Source organism: Nocardioides sp. CPCC 206347, assembly GCF_048654605.1.
Taxonomy (GTDB): Bacteria; Actinomycetota; Actinomycetes; order Propionibacteriales; family Nocardioidaceae; genus Nocardioides.
This window is the reverse complement of record NZ_JBMCYZ010000003.1, coordinates 288,213-308,849: the sequence shown is the minus strand read 5'-3', so window position 1 is coordinate 308,849 and position 20,637 is coordinate 288,213. Positions and strand designations below refer to the sequence as shown.

At 69.7% G+C, this 20,637-nt stretch carries 17 protein-coding genes; 11 read left to right on the top strand and 6 right to left on the bottom strand.

Annotated features, from left to right (window positions below; genetic code table 11):
* Positions 1-13 precede the first annotated feature (13 nt).
* Positions 14-1,591 carry an adenylate/guanylate cyclase domain-containing protein gene (locus tag ACOACQ_RS13100; protein WP_420288445.1) on the top strand — a complete coding sequence of 526 codons (1,578 nt, stop codon included), beginning with the start codon at positions 14-16 and terminating at the stop codon, positions 1,589-1,591.
* Here the strand turns inward: ACOACQ_RS13100 and ACOACQ_RS13095 are convergent, their stop codons facing one another.
* A complete protein-coding gene (locus ACOACQ_RS13095; RefSeq protein WP_378607538.1) occupies positions 1,592-2,191 on the bottom strand; it encodes a TetR/AcrR family transcriptional regulator in 600 nt (199 codons plus the stop codon).
* Between the two features lie 77 nt (positions 2,192-2,268).
* On the opposite strand from ACOACQ_RS13095, the gene ACOACQ_RS13090 reads away from it, so the two are divergent.
* From ACOACQ_RS13090 to ACOACQ_RS13080, 3 genes are read left to right on the top strand one after another with little or no spacing between them, the layout of a single operon-like run.
* On the top strand, positions 2,269-3,651 hold the full coding sequence (locus ACOACQ_RS13090) for an aldehyde dehydrogenase family protein (protein ID WP_420288444.1): 1,383 nt from the start codon (positions 2,269-2,271) through the stop codon (positions 3,649-3,651).
* A gap of 22 nt (positions 3,652-3,673) precedes the next feature.
* Positions 3,674-4,513, top strand: coding sequence for an SDR family oxidoreductase (locus tag ACOACQ_RS13085; RefSeq protein ID WP_420288443.1), 840 nt, complete (start codon positions 3,674-3,676; stop codon positions 4,511-4,513).
* Positions 4,510-5,931 (top strand): cytochrome P450, encoded by a 1,422-nt coding sequence (locus tag ACOACQ_RS13080; RefSeq protein WP_378607526.1) that lies wholly within the window; start codon positions 4,510-4,512, stop codon positions 5,929-5,931. Before ACOACQ_RS13085 ends, ACOACQ_RS13080 begins: the two co-directional genes overlap by 4 nt.
* Before the next feature lies 1 nt (position 5,932).
* Here the strand turns inward: ACOACQ_RS13080 and ACOACQ_RS13075 are convergent, their stop codons facing one another.
* The 3 genes from ACOACQ_RS13075 to ACOACQ_RS13065 are packed head-to-tail and all read right to left on the bottom strand — an operon-like array spanning position 5,933 to position 8,606.
* The gene (locus ACOACQ_RS13075; protein ID WP_420288442.1) at positions 5,933-7,186 is read right to left on the bottom strand and encodes a DUF445 domain-containing protein; all 1,254 of its coding nucleotides are present in this window, start codon (positions 7,184-7,186) and stop codon (positions 5,933-5,935) included.
* Positions 7,183-7,875 carry an Abi-alpha family protein gene (locus ACOACQ_RS13070; RefSeq protein ID WP_420288441.1) on the bottom strand — a complete coding sequence of 231 codons (693 nt, stop codon included), beginning with the start codon at positions 7,873-7,875 and terminating at the stop codon, positions 7,183-7,185. Before ACOACQ_RS13070 ends, ACOACQ_RS13075 begins: the two co-directional genes overlap by 4 nt.
* Complete coding sequence (locus ACOACQ_RS13065; RefSeq protein WP_378607511.1) at positions 7,872-8,606, bottom strand: MerR family transcriptional regulator; 735 nt, start codon at positions 8,604-8,606, stop codon at positions 7,872-7,874. Before ACOACQ_RS13065 ends, ACOACQ_RS13070 begins: the two co-directional genes overlap by 4 nt.
* Positions 8,607-8,715: 109 nt before the next feature.
* On the opposite strand from ACOACQ_RS13065, the gene ACOACQ_RS13060 reads away from it, so the two are divergent.
* Genes ACOACQ_RS13060 through ACOACQ_RS13050 form a run of 3 tightly spaced genes read left to right on the top strand, consistent with a single transcriptional unit; the run spans position 8,716 to position 11,735 of the window.
* On the top strand, positions 8,716-9,855 hold the full coding sequence (locus ACOACQ_RS13060) for an acyl-CoA dehydrogenase family protein (RefSeq protein ID WP_378607508.1): 1,140 nt from the start codon (positions 8,716-8,718) through the stop codon (positions 9,853-9,855).
* A 34-nt stretch (positions 9,856-9,889) separates the two neighbouring features.
* The gene (locus ACOACQ_RS13055; protein ID WP_420288440.1) at positions 9,890-11,068 is read left to right on the top strand and encodes an acyl-CoA dehydrogenase family protein; all 1,179 of its coding nucleotides are present in this window, start codon (positions 9,890-9,892) and stop codon (positions 11,066-11,068) included.
* Between the two features lie 34 nt (positions 11,069-11,102).
* The gene (locus ACOACQ_RS13050; RefSeq protein WP_378607502.1) at positions 11,103-11,735 is read left to right on the top strand and encodes a TetR/AcrR family transcriptional regulator; all 633 of its coding nucleotides are present in this window, start codon (positions 11,103-11,105) and stop codon (positions 11,733-11,735) included.
* Positions 11,736-11,759: 24 nt separating this feature from the next.
* Here the strand turns inward: ACOACQ_RS13050 and ACOACQ_RS13045 are convergent, their stop codons facing one another.
* On the bottom strand, positions 11,760-12,581 hold the full coding sequence (locus ACOACQ_RS13045; RefSeq protein ID WP_378607499.1) for an oxygenase MpaB family protein: 822 nt from the start codon (positions 12,579-12,581) through the stop codon (positions 11,760-11,762).
* Positions 12,582-12,681: 100 nt separating this feature from the next.
* Here ACOACQ_RS13045 and ACOACQ_RS13040 point away from each other — a divergent pair, with 100 nt between their 5' ends.
* Genes ACOACQ_RS13040 through ACOACQ_RS13025 form a run of 4 tightly spaced genes read left to right on the top strand, consistent with a single transcriptional unit; the run spans position 12,682 to position 17,576 of the window.
* Entirely contained in the window at positions 12,682-14,454 is a 1,773-nt protein-coding gene (locus ACOACQ_RS13040; protein WP_420288439.1) for an AMP-dependent synthetase/ligase, read from the top strand.
* Entirely contained in the window at positions 14,454-15,368 is a 915-nt protein-coding gene (locus tag ACOACQ_RS13035) for an oxygenase MpaB family protein (protein ID WP_420288438.1), read from the top strand. The genes ACOACQ_RS13040 and ACOACQ_RS13035 overlap by 1 nt, the downstream gene beginning before the upstream one ends.
* Positions 15,368-16,396 (top strand): phosphotransferase family protein, encoded by a 1,029-nt coding sequence (locus ACOACQ_RS13030; RefSeq protein ID WP_420288437.1) that lies wholly within the window; start codon positions 15,368-15,370, stop codon positions 16,394-16,396. The genes ACOACQ_RS13035 and ACOACQ_RS13030 overlap by 1 nt, the downstream gene beginning before the upstream one ends.
* A 25-nt stretch (positions 16,397-16,421) precedes the next feature.
* Positions 16,422-17,576, top strand: coding sequence for an acyl-CoA dehydrogenase family protein (locus tag ACOACQ_RS13025; RefSeq protein WP_420288436.1), 1,155 nt, complete (start codon positions 16,422-16,424; stop codon positions 17,574-17,576).
* A gap of 39 nt (positions 17,577-17,615) precedes the next feature.
* On the opposite strand, the gene ACOACQ_RS13020 is transcribed toward ACOACQ_RS13025, so the two are convergent.
* Positions 17,616-20,585: an MMPL family transporter gene (locus ACOACQ_RS13020; protein ID WP_420288435.1), complete on the bottom strand. Its 2,970-nt coding sequence runs from the start codon at positions 20,583-20,585 to the stop codon at positions 17,616-17,618.
* Positions 20,586-20,637: the final 52 nt, after the last annotated feature.

Here is a 20,637-nt window from a genome sequence, read left to right as displayed (position 1 = left end):
CTAGGCTGCGCCCATGCCCCGCGGATCCGCCCATCGACGCAGCCCGTTCGGTTCGCGCCTGCTGGGTCCGCGCGACCAGCCTCCCCGCCGGCTACGGATCCGCGTGCAGCTGCTGCTCACGATCATGCTCGTGTCGACGAACGTCGTCGGCGCGGTGGTCGTCTTCGTCATCAACACCTGGGCGATTCCGTCCCCGGGGCCGACGACCGAGATGGTGGTCGCGCTCGCGATCGCGATCCCGACGTACGTCGCCACTGCCGTCGTCATCGGCGCGATCTGGGGCACGACGACGTCCCTGAAGGCGTTGCGCTGGGCGACCCAACCCGACGACGTCGACCCCGACCACGTCCAGCGCACCCAGGCACTTCGGGTGCCGCTGGTGCTCACCACGATGCAGTTCCTGCTGTGGCTGGCCGCAACGGTGCTGTTCACTCTCCTGACCGTGATCATCCAGCCCTCCCGGGCGTTGGGGACCGGCCTGACCGTGGGGATCGGCGGTGTCGTCGTTGCCGGCATCTCCTACCTGTTCACCGAGTTCTCCCTGCGCCCGATCGCCGCGCGCGCCCTGGCCGACACGCGCGTGACCCAGAAGCTGCGCGGTGTCGGGGTCGGGCCACGGATGACCATCTTCTGGGTGCTGGGCACGGGCGCACCCGTGGTCGGGCTGATGATCGCCGCGATCCTGGCGCTGCTACCGAAGTCCGATGCGACGCTCCACCAGCTCGCGATCGTGTCGATCGTCGTCTGCGGCGTGGTCCTCGTGTTCGGCTTCCTGCTGACCGCCCTCAACGCACGCTCGGTCGTGGGGCCGTTGCTGACGCTGCGCGATGCCATGGAGGCGGTCCAGTCCGGGGATCTCGACACCGACGTCGTCGTGTACGACGGCACCGAGGTCGGGCAGCTGCAGAGCGGCTTCAACGACATGGTCGCCGGCCTGCGCGAGCGCGAGCAGATCCGTGACCTGTTCGGTCGCCATGTCGGCCAGGAAGTGGCAGCCGCGGCCGCTGCCCTCGGTGCCGGGCAGATCGAGCTCGGCGGCGAGGCCCGCGTGTGCTCGGTGCTGTTCGTCGACCTGGTCGGCTCGACGACGTACGCGACCCAACACGGTCCGACCGAGGTGGTCGAGGTCCTCAACCGGTTCTTCGGGGTCGTCGTGGACGAGGTGGACCGCCACTACGGACTGGTCAACAAGTTCATCGGCGACGCGGTGCTCGCCATCTTCGGAGCGCCCGTCGAGCTCGAGGAGCATGCCGGCGCGGCCCTGTCCGCGGCCCGCGCGATGGCGGCCCGGCTGGCGGTCGAGGTGCCCGAGGTCGGCGCCGGGATCGGCGTGGCGACCGGGCAGGTGGTGGCGGGCAACGTCGGCCACGAGCAGCGCTTCGAGTACACCGTCATCGGCGACGCCGTGAACTCCGCCGCCCGGCTCACCGACCTGTCCAAGGACGTCCCCGGCGGCGTCCTCGCAGCGTGGGAGTCCGTCGAGACCGCCCGGGCCGCGGGATCACCCGAAGCGGAGCACTGGGTCGAGCACGGCGAGGCGATCCTGCGGGGACGGTCGGGGACGACCCGGCTCGCCGTCCCCCGCTCCTAGTCAGTGCTCAGTGCCCAGCAGGGGCACCAGGTACGCAGCCGCGAAGGCGCGGGTCGCCGCGTCGTCGTGCATGGGGATCCTGCCCTCGGGCGCCAGCACGAGGCTCAGGGCGAGCCTGGCCTGGATCTCGCCGACGATGTCCGCGTCGACGTCGAGGTAACGACCCTGTGACTGCAACGCGCGGATCCAGTCGGCGATGTAGTCGCGCGCACCCGCCATGATCTGGTCGAGCAGGTCTCCGGGCGCCACCGCCTCGCCGTCGCGCTCGTTGTCGCCGCGAAGCAGCCGAACCAGGAGCGGACGTGCCGTGATCGCGTGCGCGAACGCCGTGAATCCTGCCGCCGCCTGCTCCTCGACCGTGTCCGGTCGCGAGAGCGCCGCATCCACGACCTCGATGACGATGGACGCCTCCCGCAGGAGCACCGCACGGACGAGCTCCAGCTTGCGCGGGAAGCGGCGATAGACCGTCGCCACACCGAGTCCGGCCGCGTCGGCCACCTCGTTCATCGTCGTACGACGCACGCCGTGCTCGGAGAACAGCGCCAGCCCGGCGTCGAGGATCCGCGCCGTGGACGTGTCGACGGGATCGGCGAGCTTCATGGTGGAGACCCTAGCCGCGCATCGCCGCCGGTGATAGATTCGAAGGCAGTTTCTATCACCCTCAACGTGGAGGTCCCATGTCGAACGAGCCCACCGAACAACTCGTCGCCCGGCTCCGAAGGACGTTGGACAGCGGACGGACGCGCGACCTGGACTGGCGCCGCGCCCAGCTCCTCGCCCTGTCGCAGATGCTGACGGAGAACAAGGACGCTCTCGTCGGCGCCCTGGCCGAGGACCTCGGCAAGCCGCGGTTCGAGGCATGGGCCGGGGACGTCGCGTCCTCGGCATCGGAGGCCGACCACCTGCGCAAGCACGTCCGCAGCTGGGCCAGGGACTCCTCGGCCCGACTCCCCCTGCCGTTCCTGCCGGGCAGGGGGAGCATCCGGCACGAACCGCGCGGCGTCGTGCTCGTCATCGCCCCGTGGAACTACCCCGTCTACCTCCTCGCGACTCCTCTCGCCGCGGCGCTGGCAGCGGGCAACGCCGTCGTCTGCAAGCCGTCCGAGCTGGCCCCTGCGACGTCGGCGCTGATCACCAGGCTGGCCGGCGAATACCTCGACCCGAGCGCCATCGCCTTCGTCGAGGGCGGCGTCGACGAGACGACCGCCCTGCTGGAGCAGAAGTTCGACCACATCCTCTACACCGGAAACGGGACGGTCGGGCGCATCGTCGCCTCGGCCGCGGCGCGCCACCTCACGCCCACCACCCTGGAGCTTGGCGGCAAGAGCCCGGCGATCGTGGACCGCGATGCCAACCTGAAGCAGGCCGCCAGCCGGATCGCCTTCGCCAAGTGGTCCAACGCCGGGCAGACCTGCATCGCCGTCGACCACGTGTGGGTCCACCACGACGTGCACGACGAGCTCGTCGAGCGCCTGGCCACCGAGGTCCGCGAGCGCTACGGCGACGACCCGAAGCAGAGTCCCGACTTCGGCCGCATCGTCAACGAGCGACACACCGCACGGATCGCCGGCCTGATCGACGGTGGCGGCTACGACGACGTCGCGTTCGGGGGCGACATCGATCTCGAGAGCAGGTACGTCGCGCCGACCGTGCTCACCGGGGTCAAGCCCGATGCCGCCGTGATGGGCGAGGAGATCTTCGGACCGGTCCTGCCGGTGCTCGGCTTCGGCGACATCAGCGAGCCGATCGAGCACATCAACAAGGGCGACCATCCGCTGGCCCTGTACGTCTTCTCGCGCCGCAACAGCGACCGGGTGCTGGCAGCGACGACGTCCGGCGGCGCCTGCGTGAACGACACGATGATGCAGGTCTTCCCGCCCTCGCTCCCGTTCGGTGGCGTCGGCGAGAGCGGGTACGGCGCGTACCACGGCAAGTGGGGGTTCGAGACGTTCAGCCACCGGCGCGCGATCTACCGGCGCCCGGGGTTCTTCGTCGAGCCGGCCCTCGCCAAGGCGCCGTACACCGAGACCAAGCAGCGGCTCGCCCGCTTCGTCTACTGATTCCACGGCAAGGGAGAGCACCATGAGCAAGCGACTCACCGGCCGCGTCGTGGCCATCACCGGCGCCGGACGGGGCATCGGCGCCGCGACCGCGCAGGCCCTCGTCGCCGAGGGCGCACGCGTCGCCATCGGCGACATCGACCTCGACATCGCGAAGGCGACGGCAGAGCGGATCGGGGGCGACACCCTGGCCCTGCCCCTCGACGTCACGTCCGCCGAGAGCGTGACGAGCTTCCTCGACACGGTCGAGTCGAGCCTGGGCCCGATCGACGTCTACATCAACAACGCCGGCGTGATGCCGCTGTCGGCCCTCCTCGACGAGGACGACGCCACCATCGACCGGATCTTCGCCATCAACACCCGGGCGATGATCCACGGGACCCGCGAAGCCGCACGACGGATGCTCCCGCGCGGGCGTGGCCACATCGTCAATGTCGCCTCCACCGCCGGCAAGGCGGGGATCGCGGGCAGCGCGACGTACAGCGCCTCGAAGGCCGCCGTCATCCAGTACACCGAGGGCGCGTACGCCGAGCTGCACCCCCGCGGCCTCGACTTCTCGGTCGTGATGCCCGGGATCACCCGGACCGAGCTGACCGCCGGGGTCGAGGACATGCCTGCGTTCCGGGCGATCACGCCCGAATCCGTCGCGGACGCGATCGTGGCCACGGTGGTCAAGCCACGCTTCGAGGTCTACGTGCCGTCCTCGGCGCGACCGCTCCTCAACGTGACCCGGCTGCTCCCCTTCTCCGTCGGCCAGTGGATCGGCAAGAAGATGGGCGCCGACCACGTGTTCATGGACGCGCTCGACCGCCCCGAGCGGTCGTCGTACGAAGCGCGGGCGACGGGGAAGGACGAACAGTGAAGAGGCCGACCCTCCTGCACTTCCCGGGCGACGCGCTGCTGATGGTGGCCGGTGAGCGCATCGGCACCAGCCCGGTCACCCTCGCCGAACCCCCGGCCGGCACCCAGCTGAAGCCGGTCATCGGTGAGCGCGGGCTCCCGTTCGTGGGAAAGACACTGACGCTGATCCGCGAAGGGTTCCACGCGGCGGCCGACATGCAGGAGAAGTACGGCAACGTCTACTGGAGCCGTGCGTTCGCGACCGACGTCGTGTGGGCGATCGGGCCCGACGCCGTCCAGGAAGTGCTCCAGAACAAGGGCAAGGTCTACTCGCAGTCGGGGTGGGAGTACTTCATCGGCCCGTTCTTCACGCGGGGCCTGATGCTGCTCGACGGCCAGGAGCACCTGCTCCATCGCCGGATCATGCAGGAGGCGTTCACGAGGCCCCGCCTGGAGGCCTACCAGGACCGGGTCCAGCGCATCATCGACCGGACCGTCCCGACCTGGCCGACCGACGAGCCGATGCCGATGTACCCCGCGGTCAAGTCGCTCTCCCTGGACGTGGCCACCGAGATCTTCATGGGCACCGAGCCGAACGACGAGACCCACGGACTCACCCAGGCCTTCATCGACGCGGTCCGCGCGGGCACCGGGCTGATCCGCGCCGACGTGCCGCTCCTCCCGACCCGGTGGGGCAAGGGCCTGCGGGGACGCAAGACCCTCGACGCCTACTTCCGGGCGCAGATCCCGGCGAAGCGGGTCTCGGACCACGACGACCTGTTCGCCGCGCTCTGCCACGTCGAGACCGACGACGGCCTCAAGTTCACCGACGACGACATCGTCAACCACATGATCTTCCTGATGATGGCGGCGCACGACACCACGACGATCACCGCGACCGCGATGACCTACTACCTCGCGAAGCATCCCGAGTGGCAGGACAAGGCGCGCGCCGAGTCGCTCGCACTGGCGACGCCTGCGCCCACGATCGACGAGCTCGACACGCTGGTCACCCTGGAACTGGTGTTCAAGGAGGCCATGCGCCTGGTCGCTCCCGTCCCGGGCCTGGTCCGCCGGACCACCGAGGACACCGACCTGAACGGGCACTTCGTCCCGAAGGGAACCATGGTCGTCGTCGCACCCGGCGCGACCCACTCCCTCGGGGACCACTGGGTCAACGTCGACGACTTCGACCCGCTGCGCCACGCAGAGCCGCGCAACGAGCACAAGGCCCACCGCTTCGGCTACGTGCCCTTCGGCGGCGGCGCCCACAAGTGCATCGGGATGGCGTTCGGCACCAACGAGGTCAAGGCCCTGCTCCACGCCATGCTGTCGACCTACCAGTTCGAGATCCCCGCGGACTACGAGATCGAGTGGGACAACACCTCGCTCGTCATGCCGACCGACGACTTCCCGGTCACGCTGCGCCGGCTGGGCTGACTCAGCGAGCGAAGTGCTCGATGACGAGGACCTGGATCTCGCCGACGACCCCGCCCAGGACCGCTCCGACCGAGATCATCAGCCACTCGTCGTCCTTGAACACCGGGCGCATGATCGACTCGTACTGCTCGGGCGTGAGCTGGCTCATCTTGTCCACGATGAGGTTCTCGACGTCGAAGGTGCGCTCCGCATAGCCGGTGGCCTGCGCCATGGTGTCGGGGATCAACGCGATGACCCGCTCCACGACGGCGTCCTTGGCAGCGCGGTAGCGCTGGGTGCCGACCGCGAGCCGCACCAACGGCTGCGCAATGCCGGACTGGGCATCGATGCTCCGTGAGATCTCCCGCTCGATCGCCGAGAAGAGCCGGTCGGAGGTCGGCCCGTGCAGGATCGCCTCGAAGATCACCTCGGGGGCGAAGATGTCCGTCGCGAGGATGTGGGCGTAGCCACGGGTGATCTTGTCCCGCTTCGCGTGCAGGACCCCCTGGACCGGGAAGATGCCGAGCGCCTTCTTCGGCTCCATCGGCCGGAACAGCATGTTGAGGGCGACGTAGTCACTGACGAACCCGACCAGGAAGCCGAACGCCGGCATGATCCACGGGTTGTGGAAGTAGGCCCAGCACGCCAGCTGGACGAAGCCGATGGCGAAGCCGAACACGATCCCGCTGCGGCGTACGAACGTCATCGCGTCGGACGCGACGGACTTGATCAGGTCGTTGAGCTGGTCCTTGTTCTTCACCAGGATCGTCACGGCGAGGAACTGCAGGTCCAGGAACTGGCTCAGGTCCGCGCGCATCTCGGCGAGCAGGTTGTCCACGATCTTCGGTGCCTGCTGGTGCACCCGGGCCGTGATCGCTCGCCGACCCGCCTCCGGCAGGGAGTCCCACAGGCCCGGACGGAGCTGTTCAGCCAGGTCGCGCACGACGATGTCGATGGCCTCGGTCAGCGGACCGCGGAGCTCCTCGACCGCCTCCTCGGCGTCGACCTTGTCCAGCAGCTCCTCGGGCTTGAGCAGGTTCTCGGTGAGCAGCTCGATCGTGGTGGCGGCGACCTTGCCGGCACGACGAGGCACCAGCCCCTGCCAGCCGAGCGGCCCGATGCCACGGAACTCCAGTGGCGCGTACATCATCTGCAGCGCCAGCAGCTTCGTGATGTAGCCGATGAACGCTGCCACGATCGGCATCGACGCATAGATGATCCAGTTCGCGGAGAAGTCCGCCTGGATCTCCGGCCAGGTCTGGACCAGGACGGTCATCCACTCTCACCCGAGGTCGCCGCGGCCCAGAGGTCGCGGCCGAACGCAGAGAGCCTGATCGTGTACTTCTCGACCCTCGCCTCCATCGGACCACGCTTGCCCGCCTTGAGCGCCCGCAGGACGGCGGCATCGGCGCCGAGGATCTGGTAGTCGTTCTTGAGCCGGGGGTCCTCCGGTCCGGTCTCGACGACGCCGAGGGACAGCAGGTGGCTCACGTAGACCGGCGTCATGTGCGGGAGCGAGACGTTGGCCATCTTGCCGACGAGCGAGGCGTTCTCCAGGATCGGTTCGCCACCGATCCCGCTGATGGTGCGGGCGTACACGTGCACCATCGGCGACGCGGACCCGTCGGACAGGGCGCCGACTATCCGCGCCTCGTCGGGCACCAGCTGGTCGATGATCTTGTGGAACAGCTCCTGCCGACCGGTCCGGCTGTTCTGCTCCAGCGCCCGGTCCAGCAGGCCGTGCATCTTGCTCTGCAGCGGCTCGGACCCAGGGCTCTCGACGCCGGACGAGAGCTCGCGCGTGGGTCGCGACGGCGCGGCGACGTCCAGTCGCGAGCGCAGGGCACCCAGCAGCTGGCGTTCGGTCCAGCCCACCACCTGCCGGCCGGTCACGACGACCGCCCGCGTCGTGGGTCCCCAGAGACCGAACGGGTCCAGGATCGGGCCCAGCGGCGGGCGGGTCATCCTGCGCCACCCCGGACGGAGCGGTTGATCACCTGGTTGGCAGCGCGCTGGAAGCCACTGACGACGGCCTCGAGCGTGAGCTGTCGCAGCTGGACGATCGTGGACTGGAAGGTCGCTGCCTCCTCCGGCGTGTGGTGACTTCTTGCGCGGTAGGGACCGACGACCTGCTGCGCGAAGATCTCGGTCAGCTCCTCGGCGAGCGCCTCGCTGTGGCGCTTGACCGCAAGCCCGGCCGCGCGGATGCCGTCGGCACCGACGTCGAGCGAGAGCAGCCTGACCGTCGCGTCGAAACCCGGCTGCAGCTCGAACCGGCCCTCAGCGTGCTCGATGACACCGACGGCCGCCAGCAGGTCGAGCGTCCGTTCGTCGAGCGCCCGGCCGGCCCGGCGCTCGAGCTCGGCCCGACTCACGACCTCGGGGGGTTGGGGCGACCAGGTGGTCAGGGCCAGCGCCCGTACGGCGACCTCGTCGGCATTCCCGTCGGCAGGGATCCGCGCGAGATAGTCCTCGATCGCGGTGAGGCTCAGGTCGTGGTCCTGGAGCGCACGGACCAGCTTGAGCCGGGCGACGTGGAGGTCGGCGTAGAAGGCCTGTCGCCCCCGGCGCTCCGGAGGCGGGATCAGGCCGAGGCCGGCGTAGTAGCGCACCGTGCGCACCGTCATGCCGGCTGCCGCGGCCAGTTCGTCGACGGTCAGCCGAGCGACCTGGTCGGACGAGATGTCGTTCGCCACGATGCTCCCCTTGTCTCGTCACCCGTTATCGTGACAGTGATACTGTAACAGTAGATTGATCGTGGCACTGTCAACATCAGCGCCGAGCCCTACGTCAGGAGCCCTTCCCATGCGCGAACTCTTCCTCTCCGAGCACGAGGACTTCCGCGACTCCGTGCGGACGTTCTTCGCCAAGGAGGTCGTGCCCCACAACGAGCAGTGGGAGCGCGACGGCATCGTGCCGCGCGAGCTGTGGCTGAAGGCCGGCGCCGCCGGCATGCTCTGCTTCGACGTCCCCGAGGAGTACGGCGGCCCGGGGATCGACGACTTCCGGTTCAACGTCGTGCTGTCCGAGGAGCAGACCCGCGCCGGCGCGAACGGTCCGGGCTTCTCCGTCCACACCGACATCATCGTTCCGTACATCACCTCTCTCGGGACCGAGGAGCAGAAGCAGCGCTGGCTCCCGGGCTGCGTGACGGGCGAGACGATCACAGCCATCGCCATGACCGAGCCGGGCGCGGGGTCTGACCTCCAGGGGATCCGCACGACTGCGGTCGACCAGGGCGACCACTACCTGCTCAACGGGTCCAAGACCTTCATCAGCAACGGCATCAACGCCGACCTCGTGATCGTCGTGGCCCGCACCAACCCGGAGGCCGGGCACCAGGGCATCAGCCTGCTCGTCGTCGAGCGCGGCATGGCGGGCTTCGAGCGCGGCCGCAACCTCGACAAGATCGGCATGCACGCCCAGGACACCGCCGAGCTGAGCTTCACCGACGTCCGGGTCCCCAAGGAGAACGTCCTCGGCGCCGAGGGCAGCGGCTTCATCTCGTTGATGATGAACCTGCCGCAGGAGCGGCTGATCATCGCCGCCCAGGCTGCCGCTGCGTGCGAGGGCATCGTCGAGATGTGCCTCGACTACGCCAAGACCCGCGAGGCCTTCGGCAAGCCGATCGGCAAGTTCCAGCACAACCGGTTCCTCATCGCGGAGATGGCGACGGAAGCGAAGATCACCCGCGTCTTCATCGACGAGTGCGTCAAGAAGCACGTCGCCGGCACCCTCGACGCCGTCGAGGCGTCGCAGGCGAAGTACTGGGCGACCGAGCTCCAGAACAAGCTGGTCAACCAGGGTGTCCAGCTCCACGGCGGCTACGGCTACATGCTGGAGTACCCGATCGCCCGCGCCTACCTCGACAGCCGGATCTCCACGATCTACGGCGGCACGACCGAGATCCAGAAGGAGATCATCGGCCGCTCGCTCGGCCTCTGACCCCCTCCCCGCCGGACCCACCTGAGGAAGAACCATGGACTTCAACCTGCCCGAGACCGCGCTCGCCGTACAGGACGGTGTTCGCGCCGTGGCTGCTCGCTACGACCACGCCTACTGGTCCGAGTGTGAGGAGGCACACCGGTTCCCGATCGAGGTCTTCAACGACCTCGGCAAGGGCGGCTGGTTCGGCCTCAACATCCCCGAGCAGTACGGCGGCGGCGGGCAGGGCCTGCTCGAGGTGGCCATCGCCAACGAGGCCCTGTGCGCGTCCGGCGGCGGCGCCGGCACGTTCTTCTACGTGACGACCCCGGGCTTCGGTGCGACCACGCTCGTGCGCCACGGCACCGACGAGCAGAAGCAGGCGATCCTGCCCGGGATCGCCGCGGGCGACGTGCAGTTCTGCTTCGCGCTGACCGAGCCCGACGCCGGCAGCAACGCCCTCGAGATCAAGACCTCGGCCCGCCGCGACGGCGACGACTTCTTGATCAAGGGCCAGAAGGTCTGGATCTCCAACGTCGAGAACGCCGACTGGATGGTGGCCGTCACCCGGACCATTCCGGCCGCGGACGCGAAGCCGCGCACCAACGGGTTCACGCTCTTCCTGATCGACGTGAAGGAGGCGCTCGCCGCCGGCACGCTGACCTACAACCCGATTCCCAAGATGGGCAGCAACATCCTGTTCTCCAGCCAGGTGTACTTCGACGACGTACGGGTCCCTGCCCGCAACGTGATCGGTGAGGTCGACGCCGGGTTCGCCGTGTTGTGGGACGTGCTCAACCCGGAACGGATCCTGGCGGCGGCCGGCGGGGTCGGTGCGGCTGACGCCGCACTGGCCTACGCCGCGAAGTACGCCACCGAGCGGGTGGTCTTCGGCCGCCCGATCGGCGCCAACCAGGGCATCCAGTTCCCGCTGGCGCAGATCAAGGCCAAGACCGAGCTCGGTCGACTGATGGCCTACAAGGCGGCGTGGCTCTTCGACCAGGGCCTGCCGTGCGGCAACGAGGCCAACGTGGCGAAGCTGACCGGCGCACAGGTCGCCTGGGAGGCCGCGGACCAGGCGTTCCAGACGTTGGGCGGCATGGCGTACTCCAAGGAGTTCCCCGTCGAGCGCTGGCTGCGCGACGCCCGGATCGGGAAGAACATCCCCGTTGCCGAGCAGCTGGTCCTCGCCCACATCGGTACGTCGATGCTGGGCCTGCCCAAGTCCTACTGAGGTCCGGCGCGCGGGATGATCTAGGCTCGCCCGCGTGTCGGTGAGTCGGTCGTATCGCGGAGTCACGGCCGACGAGCGGCGAAGCCGTCGCCGGGCGGCCCTCCTCGAGGCCGCGCTCGACCTGCTCGGGAGCGACGACGGCGACATCGGCGTACGGGCGGTGTGCGCGCACGCGAAGCTCACGCAGCGCTACTTCTACGAGAGCTTCGCGAGCCTGGACGAGCTCGAGCTGGCGCTGTTCACCGAGATCGCCGGCGAGGTCGCCCGGCAGGGAGCAGCAGCGGTCCGCAACAGCGCACCGACCGACCTGTTCGACGCCTGTCGTACCGCCTTCGAGGGCGCCTTCTCCGTCTTCCAGCAGGATCCGCGCAAGGCGCGGGCAGCGACGATCGTCTCCGCGAACACCCAGGGCCTGATGGAGGTCCGGCGCACGATCGTGACCTCCTACACCGAGGCGATGCGGTCCTTCCTCGGCCCGACGCTCGGCCTCACCGTCGACTCGCCCCGCGGCCGGGTCACCCTGCTGTACGCCGTCGGTGGCGCGCTCGAGGTGACGCAGGGCGTGCTGAGCGGCGAGGTCGACCTGACCCACAGCGAGCTGTGTGACGCCGTCGGGCAGCTCCTGGCCTCGTCGGTGCAGCAGCTGCTCGAGCAGCGGCCCGACTGACCCGCCCGGCCGGGCCAAGTCAGGTCAGGTCAGGGCCCAGCCCCGGCGCATCCGCAGTCGGACCTCGGCGAGCTGGAGCTGGATCGGCAGCATGCGCACCCAGCGCGGCAGCAGCCGCGACCCGAAGCGCACGACCTTCACGAACCGGTCGAAGCGGCGCTGGTCGGTCGCGGTCCAGGTCAGCCCCATCGCGTCACGGAACTCCGGCGGGAGGAAGCCCACCGTGGCGAACCGGTTCAGCGCCCGGTTGCCCACCCGCATCCAGCGGGGAATCATCTGCAGGTCCACGATCGCCAGCAGGTGCCGGCGCACCGGCTCGTCGTACCGCACCCGCTCGAGGCCCTCGGCCCAGTACACCTCGAACGCCTCCCGATCGGCCGGCCACATGTCGAGGGGCACCTGGAGCGAGGTGCCGAGGCGGCTGCAGTAGACGTAGAGCGCTTCCGCGTCGGCCTCGGTCATGGGCCCCAGGAACGCCAGCCTCATGTCGCGGAAGCCGATGTAGAGGCAGGCCGCGACCCACAGCTGCAGCGCCGGGTCGAAGGCGTTGTACTTCACCGGGCTGTCGGGTCCGGACCGTACGGGCACGTGCGAGCGGTTGACGGCCTCGCGGTACGCCGCCCGGTCGGCGTCGGTGCCGAACAGGGCGACGACGAGGTAGGTGATGGTGGTCCGCAGCCGCTTCCACGGGTGCAGCATCACGTTGCCGCTGTCGACCTTGCTCTCCACGACGCCGTACCCCACCTCGCGCCAGCCGAGCTGCATGATCACGTTGGCCGCGGACCCGAGGAAGCCGGCCGGGCCGGCGATGTGGTCACGGATGTCGAACGGGCGGGGCTGTGTCATGGGCCCACCCTGCTCCGATTCCGGAGGTACCGCATCGCCCTTCCCACACTTCGGACAACAACCGTTGTCAGAATTGCCGGAAGAGCGTAGTTTGCCGGGTGTGGCCACTGACAACCGCACGCTCTGCGCTGCCTTCCAGCAGACGGCCTCGGCTCGCCCCGACGCCGTCGCCCTCCGCACTCCCGACGACAGCGTCGCCCTCACCTGGGCCGAGTACGCCGCCCGCGTGCGCAACGTCGCGTCCGGTCTCGCCGTCCTCGGCGTGACCCGGGGCGACACCGTCGCCCTCATGCTGACCAACCGGCCGGAGTTCCACGTGGTCGACACCGGCGCCCTGCACGTGGGCGCCACCCCGTTCTCGATCTACAACACCCTGGCGAGCGACCAGATCACCCACGTCCTCGGCAACGCCGGCACCAAGGTCGTCATCACCGAGCTGCAGTTCCTCGAGAAGCTGAAGGCGGCCGACACCGACGGCCAGGTCGCGCACTTCGTCTGCGTCGACGGACCCGCCGAGGGCGCCATCACGCTGGCCGAGCTCGAAGCCGCCTGCGACCCGTCGTACGACTTCGACGCCGGCTGGAAGGCCGTCGAACCCGGCGACGTGCTGACCCTCATCTACACCTCCGGCACGACCGGGCCCTCCAAGGGCGTGGAGCTCACCCACGCCAACCTGATGGCCGAGATGGACGCACTGGACGGGTACTTCCCGCTCACGCACGACGACAAGCTGGTGTCCTACCTCCCCGACGCGCACATCGCGAACCGGTGGGGAGCGCACTACAACAACCTGCGCTACGGCATCCAGGTCACCACGGTCGCCGACCCGAAGCAGCTCATCGCGACCCTGCCGAGCGTCCGCCCGACGTTCTTCGGCGCCGTGCCCGCGGTCTGGTACAAGGTCAAGGCCGGCATCGAGGCAGCGCTGGCCGCCGAGCCCGACGAGAAGAAGCGCAAGATCGCCCAGTGGGCGATCGCCACCGGCACCAAGGTGGCCTGGCTGAAGTCGGACAACAAGTCCGTCCCGATCGCGCTCCGGGTCCAGCACGCCCTGGCGGACCGGCTGGTGCTCAGCAAGCTGCGTGAGCGGATGGGCCTGGACCGGGTCCGGGTCGCCGCGACCGGCGCCTCCGCCATCGCTCCGGACGCGCTGGCCTTCATGCTCGCCCTCGGCGTCCCGGTGCTCGAGGTGTGGGGCATGTCGGAGACCTCGGCGGTCGTGACGATGAACCCGCCGGACGGCATCCGGATCGGGACCGTCGGCAAGGTCGTTCCCGGAGGGTCGGAGATCACGCTCGCGGCCGACGGCGAGCTGCTCGTCCGTGGACCGCTGCTGATGAAGGGCTACCGCAACGACCCGGTCAAGACGGCCGAGGCCATCGACAGCGACGGCTGGATGCACACCGGCGACATCGCGACGATCGACGACGAGGGCTACGTCCGGATCGTGGACCGCAAGAAGGAGCTCATCATCAACGCGGCCGGCAAGAACATGTCGCCGCAGAACATCGAGGGCGCGGTCAAGGTCGCCTGCCCGCTGGTGATGAGCGTCGTCGCGATCGGAGACGACCGGCCCTACGTCACCGCGCTGCTCACCCTGGACCCGGACGCCTGCGCGGCGTACGGCGCCAAGGCCGGGCTGGCCGATGCCTCCCCCGCCGTCCTCGCACAGGACGACACCGTCCGGGCACTCATCCAGTCCGGCATCGACCAGGCGAACGAGAAGCTCTCCCGGGTCGAGCAGATCAAGAAGTTCGCCCTGCTCGCCCAGCCCTGGGAGCCGGGCGGCGACGAGCTCACCCCGACGATGAAGCTCAAGCGCACGCCGATCGCGAAGAAGTACGCGACCGAGATCGACGCCCTCTACAGCTGATGGGAGCCGAACCGATCCGATCCGACGCGCCCGTCATCGACCCCGAGTCGGGCGAGGAGGCAGCCGCCTTCATCCGTGCCGACCAGAAGGCGTTGCGGGCCGAGGAGCTCGCGTTGCTGCGCCGGAAGATGGACGGCATCTCCGTCTTCATCGCCGGCACCTCGAACGTCGCGATCCAGCTGGCCTGGCCCGAGGTCGGGTACGGCGTCGTGGAGAGCCGGGTCGACAGCGGCAAGGTGACCCTGCATCCGTTCAAGCGGTTCCGCACCACGATCGGGTACCTCGGCATCGCCCTGCTCGGCAACCACCGACAGCGGCTGGACTACCGACAGGCGATCAACGCGCAGCACCGGCAGGTACGGTCCACGCCCGAGAGCCCGGTGAAGTACAACGCCTTCAACCGCGACCTGCAGCTGTGGGTGGCCAGCTCCATCTACTACGGCACCCGCGACATCTTCGTCCGGATGCACGGCCCGCTCTCCGACCAGGAGGAGCGGGTGCTGCTGCGCGCCAGCGCCCGGCTCGGAACGACGTTGCAGGTACCGGCCGACGCCTGGCACCAGACCCGCGAGGAGTTCCTGGCCTACTGGGAGCAGGGCCTGGAGCGCGTCCACATCGACGACCGGGTCGGCGCCTACCTGCGTTCGCTGCTCAGGGCCGACATCCTTCCGAGCCCGCTGGACCGCGTGCTCGGACCGGCGCTCGAATGGATGAACATCGGGTTCCTCCCCGATCCGGTCCGCGACCAGCTGGGCTACTCGTGGAGCGCGACGGACCAGCGGCGCCACGACCGGCTGCTGCGCACGATGGGCGTCGTGTCGCGGCCGTTGCCCCCTGTCCTGCGGGCCTTCCCGATGAACGCGATGAAATGGGATCTGGAGATCCGTCGCCGACTCGGGCGACCGATGGTCTGATGGCCTTCGACCTCGCCCCCGTTGCGCGCTGGATGGACGGGCAGGGGCTCGGGAGCGGCCCGCTCGAGTCCGTCGCACCGATCTCGGGCGGCACGCAGAACGTGATGTTGCGGTTCGAGCGCGCCGGTCGTCCGTACGTCCTGCGGCGTGGGCCCGAGCACCTGCGCCCGCGCAGCAACGACGTGATCCGGCGCGAGTGCCGGGTGCTGGGCAGCCTGCGCGACACCGCCGTGCAACATCCCGCGCTGATCGCCGCGTGTGACGACGAGTCAGTGCTCGACGGCGCCGTCTTCTACCTGATGGAGCCGATCGACGGCTTCAACGCGAGCGTCGCGCTCCCGGCCCTGCACCAGGGGGACGCCGCGATCCGCCACGAGATGGGGCTTCGGCTGGTCGACGCCCTCGCCACGCTGGGCGAGGTCGACCACGTCGCGGTCGGGCTCGGCGACTTCGGCAAGCCCGACGGGTTCCTCGAACGGCAGGTGCCGCGGTGGTTGGCCGAGCTCGCGTCGTACGACGCCTTCCCGGAGTACCCGGGGCCCGACATCGGACCCGTCGACGAGATCGCGCAGTGGCTCGACGCGCACCGCCCCACCAGCTGGCGGCCGGGCATCCTGCACGGCGACTTCCACGCCGCCAACGTGATGTTCTCCCGGACCGGCCCCGACGTCGTTGCGGTCGTCGACTGGGAGATGTGCACCATCGGCGACCCGCTCCTCGACCTGGGCTGGCTGCTCGCCACCTGGCAGCTGCCCGGCGCGCCCGACGAGTTCGCCGGGCCCCTCACCCGCGCCGGCGGACTCCCCTCCGGCCGCGAGCTGATGGAGCGCTACGCCGAACGCAGCACCCGCGACCTGTCGTCGATCGACTGGTACGTCGTCCTCGCGTGCTTCAAGCTCGGGATCATCCTCGAGGGCAGCCACGCCCGGGCGTTGGCAGGACTCGCGCCCCGGGACATCGGCGACCGGCTGCACCAGACCACCTTGCGCCTGTACGAGCGCGCCCACGAACTGATCCAGCAGACCTGAACCGTGCCTACGTGAAAGAGCAACCATGATCGACTTCGAGATCCCCGCCGACCTTGCCGCACGACGCGACGAGGTGCTCGCGTTCGTCACCGAGAAGGTGGTGCCGTTCGAGAAGGACCCGCGGGTGACTCCGCACGGCCCGACCGAGAGCCTGCGCAACGAGCTCGTCGCCCTCGCCCGGGAGGCCGGCCTGCTCACCTTCCAGGCTCCCCGCGACGGCCGCGCTGCTCCGACGCACATCGAGCAGGCGATCCTGTTCGAGGCCGCCGGATGGTCGTTCCTCGGCCCGGTCGCGCTCAACTGTGCGGCTCCGGACGAGGGCAACATGTTCCTGCTCGACAAGATCGCCAACGCGGAGCAGGCCATGCAGTTCCTGCGTCCGGTGGTCGAGGGCAGGCAGCGCTCGGTGTTCGCCATGACCGAGCCCGACGGCGCCGGGTCCGATCCGCGGCAGCTCGCCACCACCGCCGTACGCGATGGCGACGGCTACGTGATCAACGGCCGCAAGTGGCTCATCACCGGCGCGAACGGCGCCCAGACGTGGATCATCATGGCCGACCTCGAGGGCGCCGGCGCGACGTTGTTCCTCTGTCATGGTGACGCGCCCGGGATCGTCATCGAGCGGACCATGGACACGATGGACCGCAACTACGTCGAGGGCCACTGCGTGGTCCGCTTCGACGACCTGCGCCTGCCGTCGACCGCGCTCCTCGGCAAGGAGGGCGAGGCCTTCCGCTACGCGCAGCTTCGTCTCGCCCCGGCGCGACTCACCCACTGCATGCGCTGGCTGGGCGGCGCCGTCCGTGCGCAGTCGATCGCGATCGACCACGCGAAGACCCGGACCGCCTTCGGCAAGCCGATCGGCCAGCACCAGGGCGTCGGATTCAAGCTCGCCGACAACGAGATCGCCATCCAGCAGTGCCGGATGATGGTCTGGTGGGCGTGCTGGATCCTCGACCAGGGCCACCAGGGCCGGCACGAGAGCTCGATGACCAAGGCGATGGTGTCCGAGGAGCTGTTCAAGGTCGCCGACCGCTGCGTCCAGGTCCTGGGCGGCATGGGCATCAGCGACGAGACGCCCGTCGCCGGCTTCTTCCGCGACGTCCGGGCGTTCCGGTTGTACGACGGCCCGACCGAGGTCCACCAGTACGCCATCGCCAGCCGGCTCCTGCGCGACTGACGCGGACCCGGGGTGCCCGGCGGCGGGGCCTGAGCGGCCTCAGGCCTCCGTCGGCGCCTTCTGCGGCCACCACAGCCACTTGCCCAGCAGGGTGGCCAGCGCCGGCACCAGCAGCGAGCGGACCACGAACGTGTCCAGCAACAGGCCGACCGCGATGGTGAAGCCGACCTGCCCGATCGTGGTCACCCGGCCGGCCATCAGGGCCATCATCGAGGCCGCGAAGATCACCCCCGCCGAGGTGATCACGCCACCGGTGGCGGCTGTTGCGCGGGCGATGCCGCGCGCCGATCCGTCGGGAGCCTCCTCGTGCATCCGCTTGGTCAGCAGCAGGTTGTAGTCCGCACCAACCGCAACGAGGATCACGAACGCGACCGCCGCGACCGTCCAGTCGAGGGGAATGCCCAGCCCGTACTGCCACACGAGCCCGGACAGACCCATCGCCGCGACGTAGGACAACACCACCGTCGCCATCAGCGCGGTCGCCGCCACGAGGCTGCGCAACAGCAGGAGCAGGACGAGGAACACCGCGATCAGCGCGGTGATCGCGATCAGCTCCAGGTCCGACTGGGAGTACCTGCGCAGGTCGTCGTTGGTGCTCGCCATGCCGGTGACCATCACGTCGGCGTTGGCGAGCCGGGTGCCGCCGAAGGAGTGGTCGACGATGTCGCGCACCTCGGCCGAACGACTGGACGCCTCGCGGCCGAACGCGTCCGTCTTCCCGAGTACGACGATGCGGGCCGTGCGCCCGTCGGCGGAGACGAACAACCGGCTGGCTGCCTCGAAGTCCGGGTTGGTCAGCGCCGTCGGCGGCAGGTAGAAACCGCCACTGGCGGGGTCGTCGACCTCGTCGCGGGTCGCCTGGAGGTGCTGCGCCGCAGCTGCCAGTCCCTTCTCCAGCTCGGGCAGGGAGGCAGCCACCTCCTCGGTGCCGCCGCGGATCCGGTCGGCGCCCGCCGCGAGCTGGTCGGCGCCGGAGGAGAGGTCACCGAGCTTGTCGGCGAAGACCTGCTGGCCCTCGGCGAGCTGCTGGGTGCCGGTGCGGGCCTTCGCGATCCCGCCGCGCAGCTGGCGCAGCCCGGTGCGCAGGTCGCCCGTACCGGTGGCGATGGCGCGGGCGCCGCGCGCCGCCTCGCGGAGCCCGGGCAACAGCTGGTCGCGCTCGGCCTCCCAGATCTGCTTGATCCCGGCCCGGGCCCGGGAGCACGCCGGGTCGAGGCCACAGGTCAGGCTCTTGGTGGCCAGGGCGTCGTACGCGAGGCCCAGGCCGTCGACCGCGAGCTGGACCTGGTCGGCGGCGGTGGTGAGTCCGTCGGCGAGGGCAGCGGCGCCGACCTTGAGGTCGCGTGTCCCGGCCACGGCGGCGTCGGCACCGTCGAGCAGCTGCGTCATGCCGCGCGACAGCCGGGTGGTGGCGGTGGCGATCGAGTCGGCACCCTCCACGGCCTGCTCGGCACCGTCCGCGAGCTGGCCCGCACCGTCGTCGAGCTGGCCGGCGCCCTCGGCGAGCTGCTCTGCCCCGTCGGCACCCTCGGCGATGTCGCCACGGGCCTTGCCGAGCCGGTCCCCGATCAGGCCGGACTGGTAGGCGACGGACGCCTGCGTGATCGGCTCGCCGCCCGGTCGCGTGATGCTGCGGACCAGGGCCACGCCTTCGTGGCGGGCGAGCGAGGACGACGCCTGCTCGATGAGGGCGAGGTCCTTGGTGTTGCGCAGGTCGTGGTCGGCCTGGACCAGGACGTAGTCGGGCAGCACCTCGTTGACCGGGAAGTGCCGGTCGAGCAGGGCGTAACCACGATTGCTCTCCGCGTCGTCGGCCAGCGGTTCACGGACGTCGTAGGACAGGTTGGCCAGGGGGAAGACCGCGGCGAGCAGCAGCAGCGGGACCAGCGAAACGGTCAGCATCCGGACCGGGTGCGCGGCGACGAGACCGGCGATGCGCTGCCACACGGCGGCACCGCCCGACTCGCGCGGCTCGGCCCAGCCGCGCTGGCCGGCCAGCGCGAGCAGCGCCGGCGTCAGGGTGAGGCTGACGAACAGGTTGACCGCGATGCTCACCGCGATCGCCGGGCCCGTCGTGTTGAAGAAGCCGAGGTCGGCGATCGCCATGCACAGCGCGGCCAGCACGACAGTCACCGCAGAACCCGCGATGACTCCGCCGATCCGCGACGCGGCGATGGCGGCGGCTGCGGTCGGCTCGGTGCCGAGGCGGCGCTCCTCGTGATAGCGGGCGACCAGGAACACCGCGTAGTCCGTGCCGGCGCCGAGGATGATCGCGGTGAGGAACGACCCGCTGAAGGTCGAGACCGCGAAGAGGTCGTGCAACCCGCAGAACGACACCGCTGCCCGCCCGAGGCCGAGCCCGATGCCCACGACCGTGAGGATCAGGATCGGGATCGCGAACGAGCGGTAGATGAGGAACAGGATCAGCGCGATCATCACGATGGTCACGATCGTGATCCGTCCGACGCTGTGCTCGGTCTCCGTCGCCAGGTCGACGACCGTCGCCGTCGGACCGGTGACCTCGACGGTCAGCCCGTCGGGCGCCTTCTCGTCGACGATCTCGCGTACGGCGGCCACCTGCGTCAGTGACGCCGGCGCACCGGTCGCTCCCGTGATGCCCACGAGCAGGTAGCGCGCCTGCTTGTCCTTGCTCGTCAGCGCCTTGCGCAGCTCCGGCTGGCGGACGTCCTGGACGAACGTGACGTCCTTCTCGTCGGTCGTCAGGTCGGTGACCAGGGACTCGGCATAGCGCTGGTCCGCCGCGGTCAGGCCGGAGGTCCGCTCCATCGCCACCACGATGAAGCTCTGGGCGTCGCCACTGCTGAACGCGCTGTTCATCGACGCGACGGCGCGGATCGAGGGCGCGTCGTGCGGCACCATCGGCGAGGAGTCCTGGCCGGCGATCTCCTCGAGCTGCGGCACCGCCACGTTCATCACGACGGTCAGCGCGAGCCACGCCAGCACGACCCAGCCGGCCCGTCGTACGACAAGACGGGCGTAGCGCGTCACCGCGTCATTTTCAGTCCCCACCTACTGAAACTAGAACTCGTTACCGTTGCCA

Coding starts and splice junctions, on each gene's coding strand:
- ACOACQ_RS13030 (WP_420288437.1), top strand. CDS start 15,368: ATGGCCTTCGACCTCGCCCCCGTTGCGCGCTGGATGGACGGGCAGGGG.
- ACOACQ_RS13070 (WP_420288441.1), bottom strand. CDS start 7,875: ATGACCCGCCCGCCGCTGGGCCCGATCCTGGACCCGTTCGGTCTCTGG.
- ACOACQ_RS13090 (WP_420288444.1), top strand. CDS start 2,269: ATGTCGAACGAGCCCACCGAACAACTCGTCGCCCGGCTCCGAAGGACG.
- ACOACQ_RS13095 (WP_378607538.1), bottom strand. CDS start 2,191: ATGAAGCTCGCCGATCCCGTCGACACGTCCACGGCGCGGATCCTCGAC.
- ACOACQ_RS13100 (WP_420288445.1), top strand. CDS start 14: ATGCCCCGCGGATCCGCCCATCGACGCAGCCCGTTCGGTTCGCGCCTG.
- ACOACQ_RS13060 (WP_378607508.1), top strand. CDS start 8,716: ATGCGCGAACTCTTCCTCTCCGAGCACGAGGACTTCCGCGACTCCGTG.
- ACOACQ_RS13055 (WP_420288440.1), top strand. CDS start 9,890: ATGGACTTCAACCTGCCCGAGACCGCGCTCGCCGTACAGGACGGTGTT.
- ACOACQ_RS13035 (WP_420288438.1), top strand. CDS start 14,454: ATGGGAGCCGAACCGATCCGATCCGACGCGCCCGTCATCGACCCCGAG.
- ACOACQ_RS13085 (WP_420288443.1), top strand. CDS start 3,674: ATGAGCAAGCGACTCACCGGCCGCGTCGTGGCCATCACCGGCGCCGGA.
- ACOACQ_RS13045 (WP_378607499.1), bottom strand. CDS start 12,581: ATGACACAGCCCCGCCCGTTCGACATCCGTGACCACATCGCCGGCCCG.
- ACOACQ_RS13075 (WP_420288442.1), bottom strand. CDS start 7,186: ATGACCGTCCTGGTCCAGACCTGGCCGGAGATCCAGGCGGACTTCTCC.
- ACOACQ_RS13025 (WP_420288436.1), top strand. CDS start 16,422: ATGATCGACTTCGAGATCCCCGCCGACCTTGCCGCACGACGCGACGAG.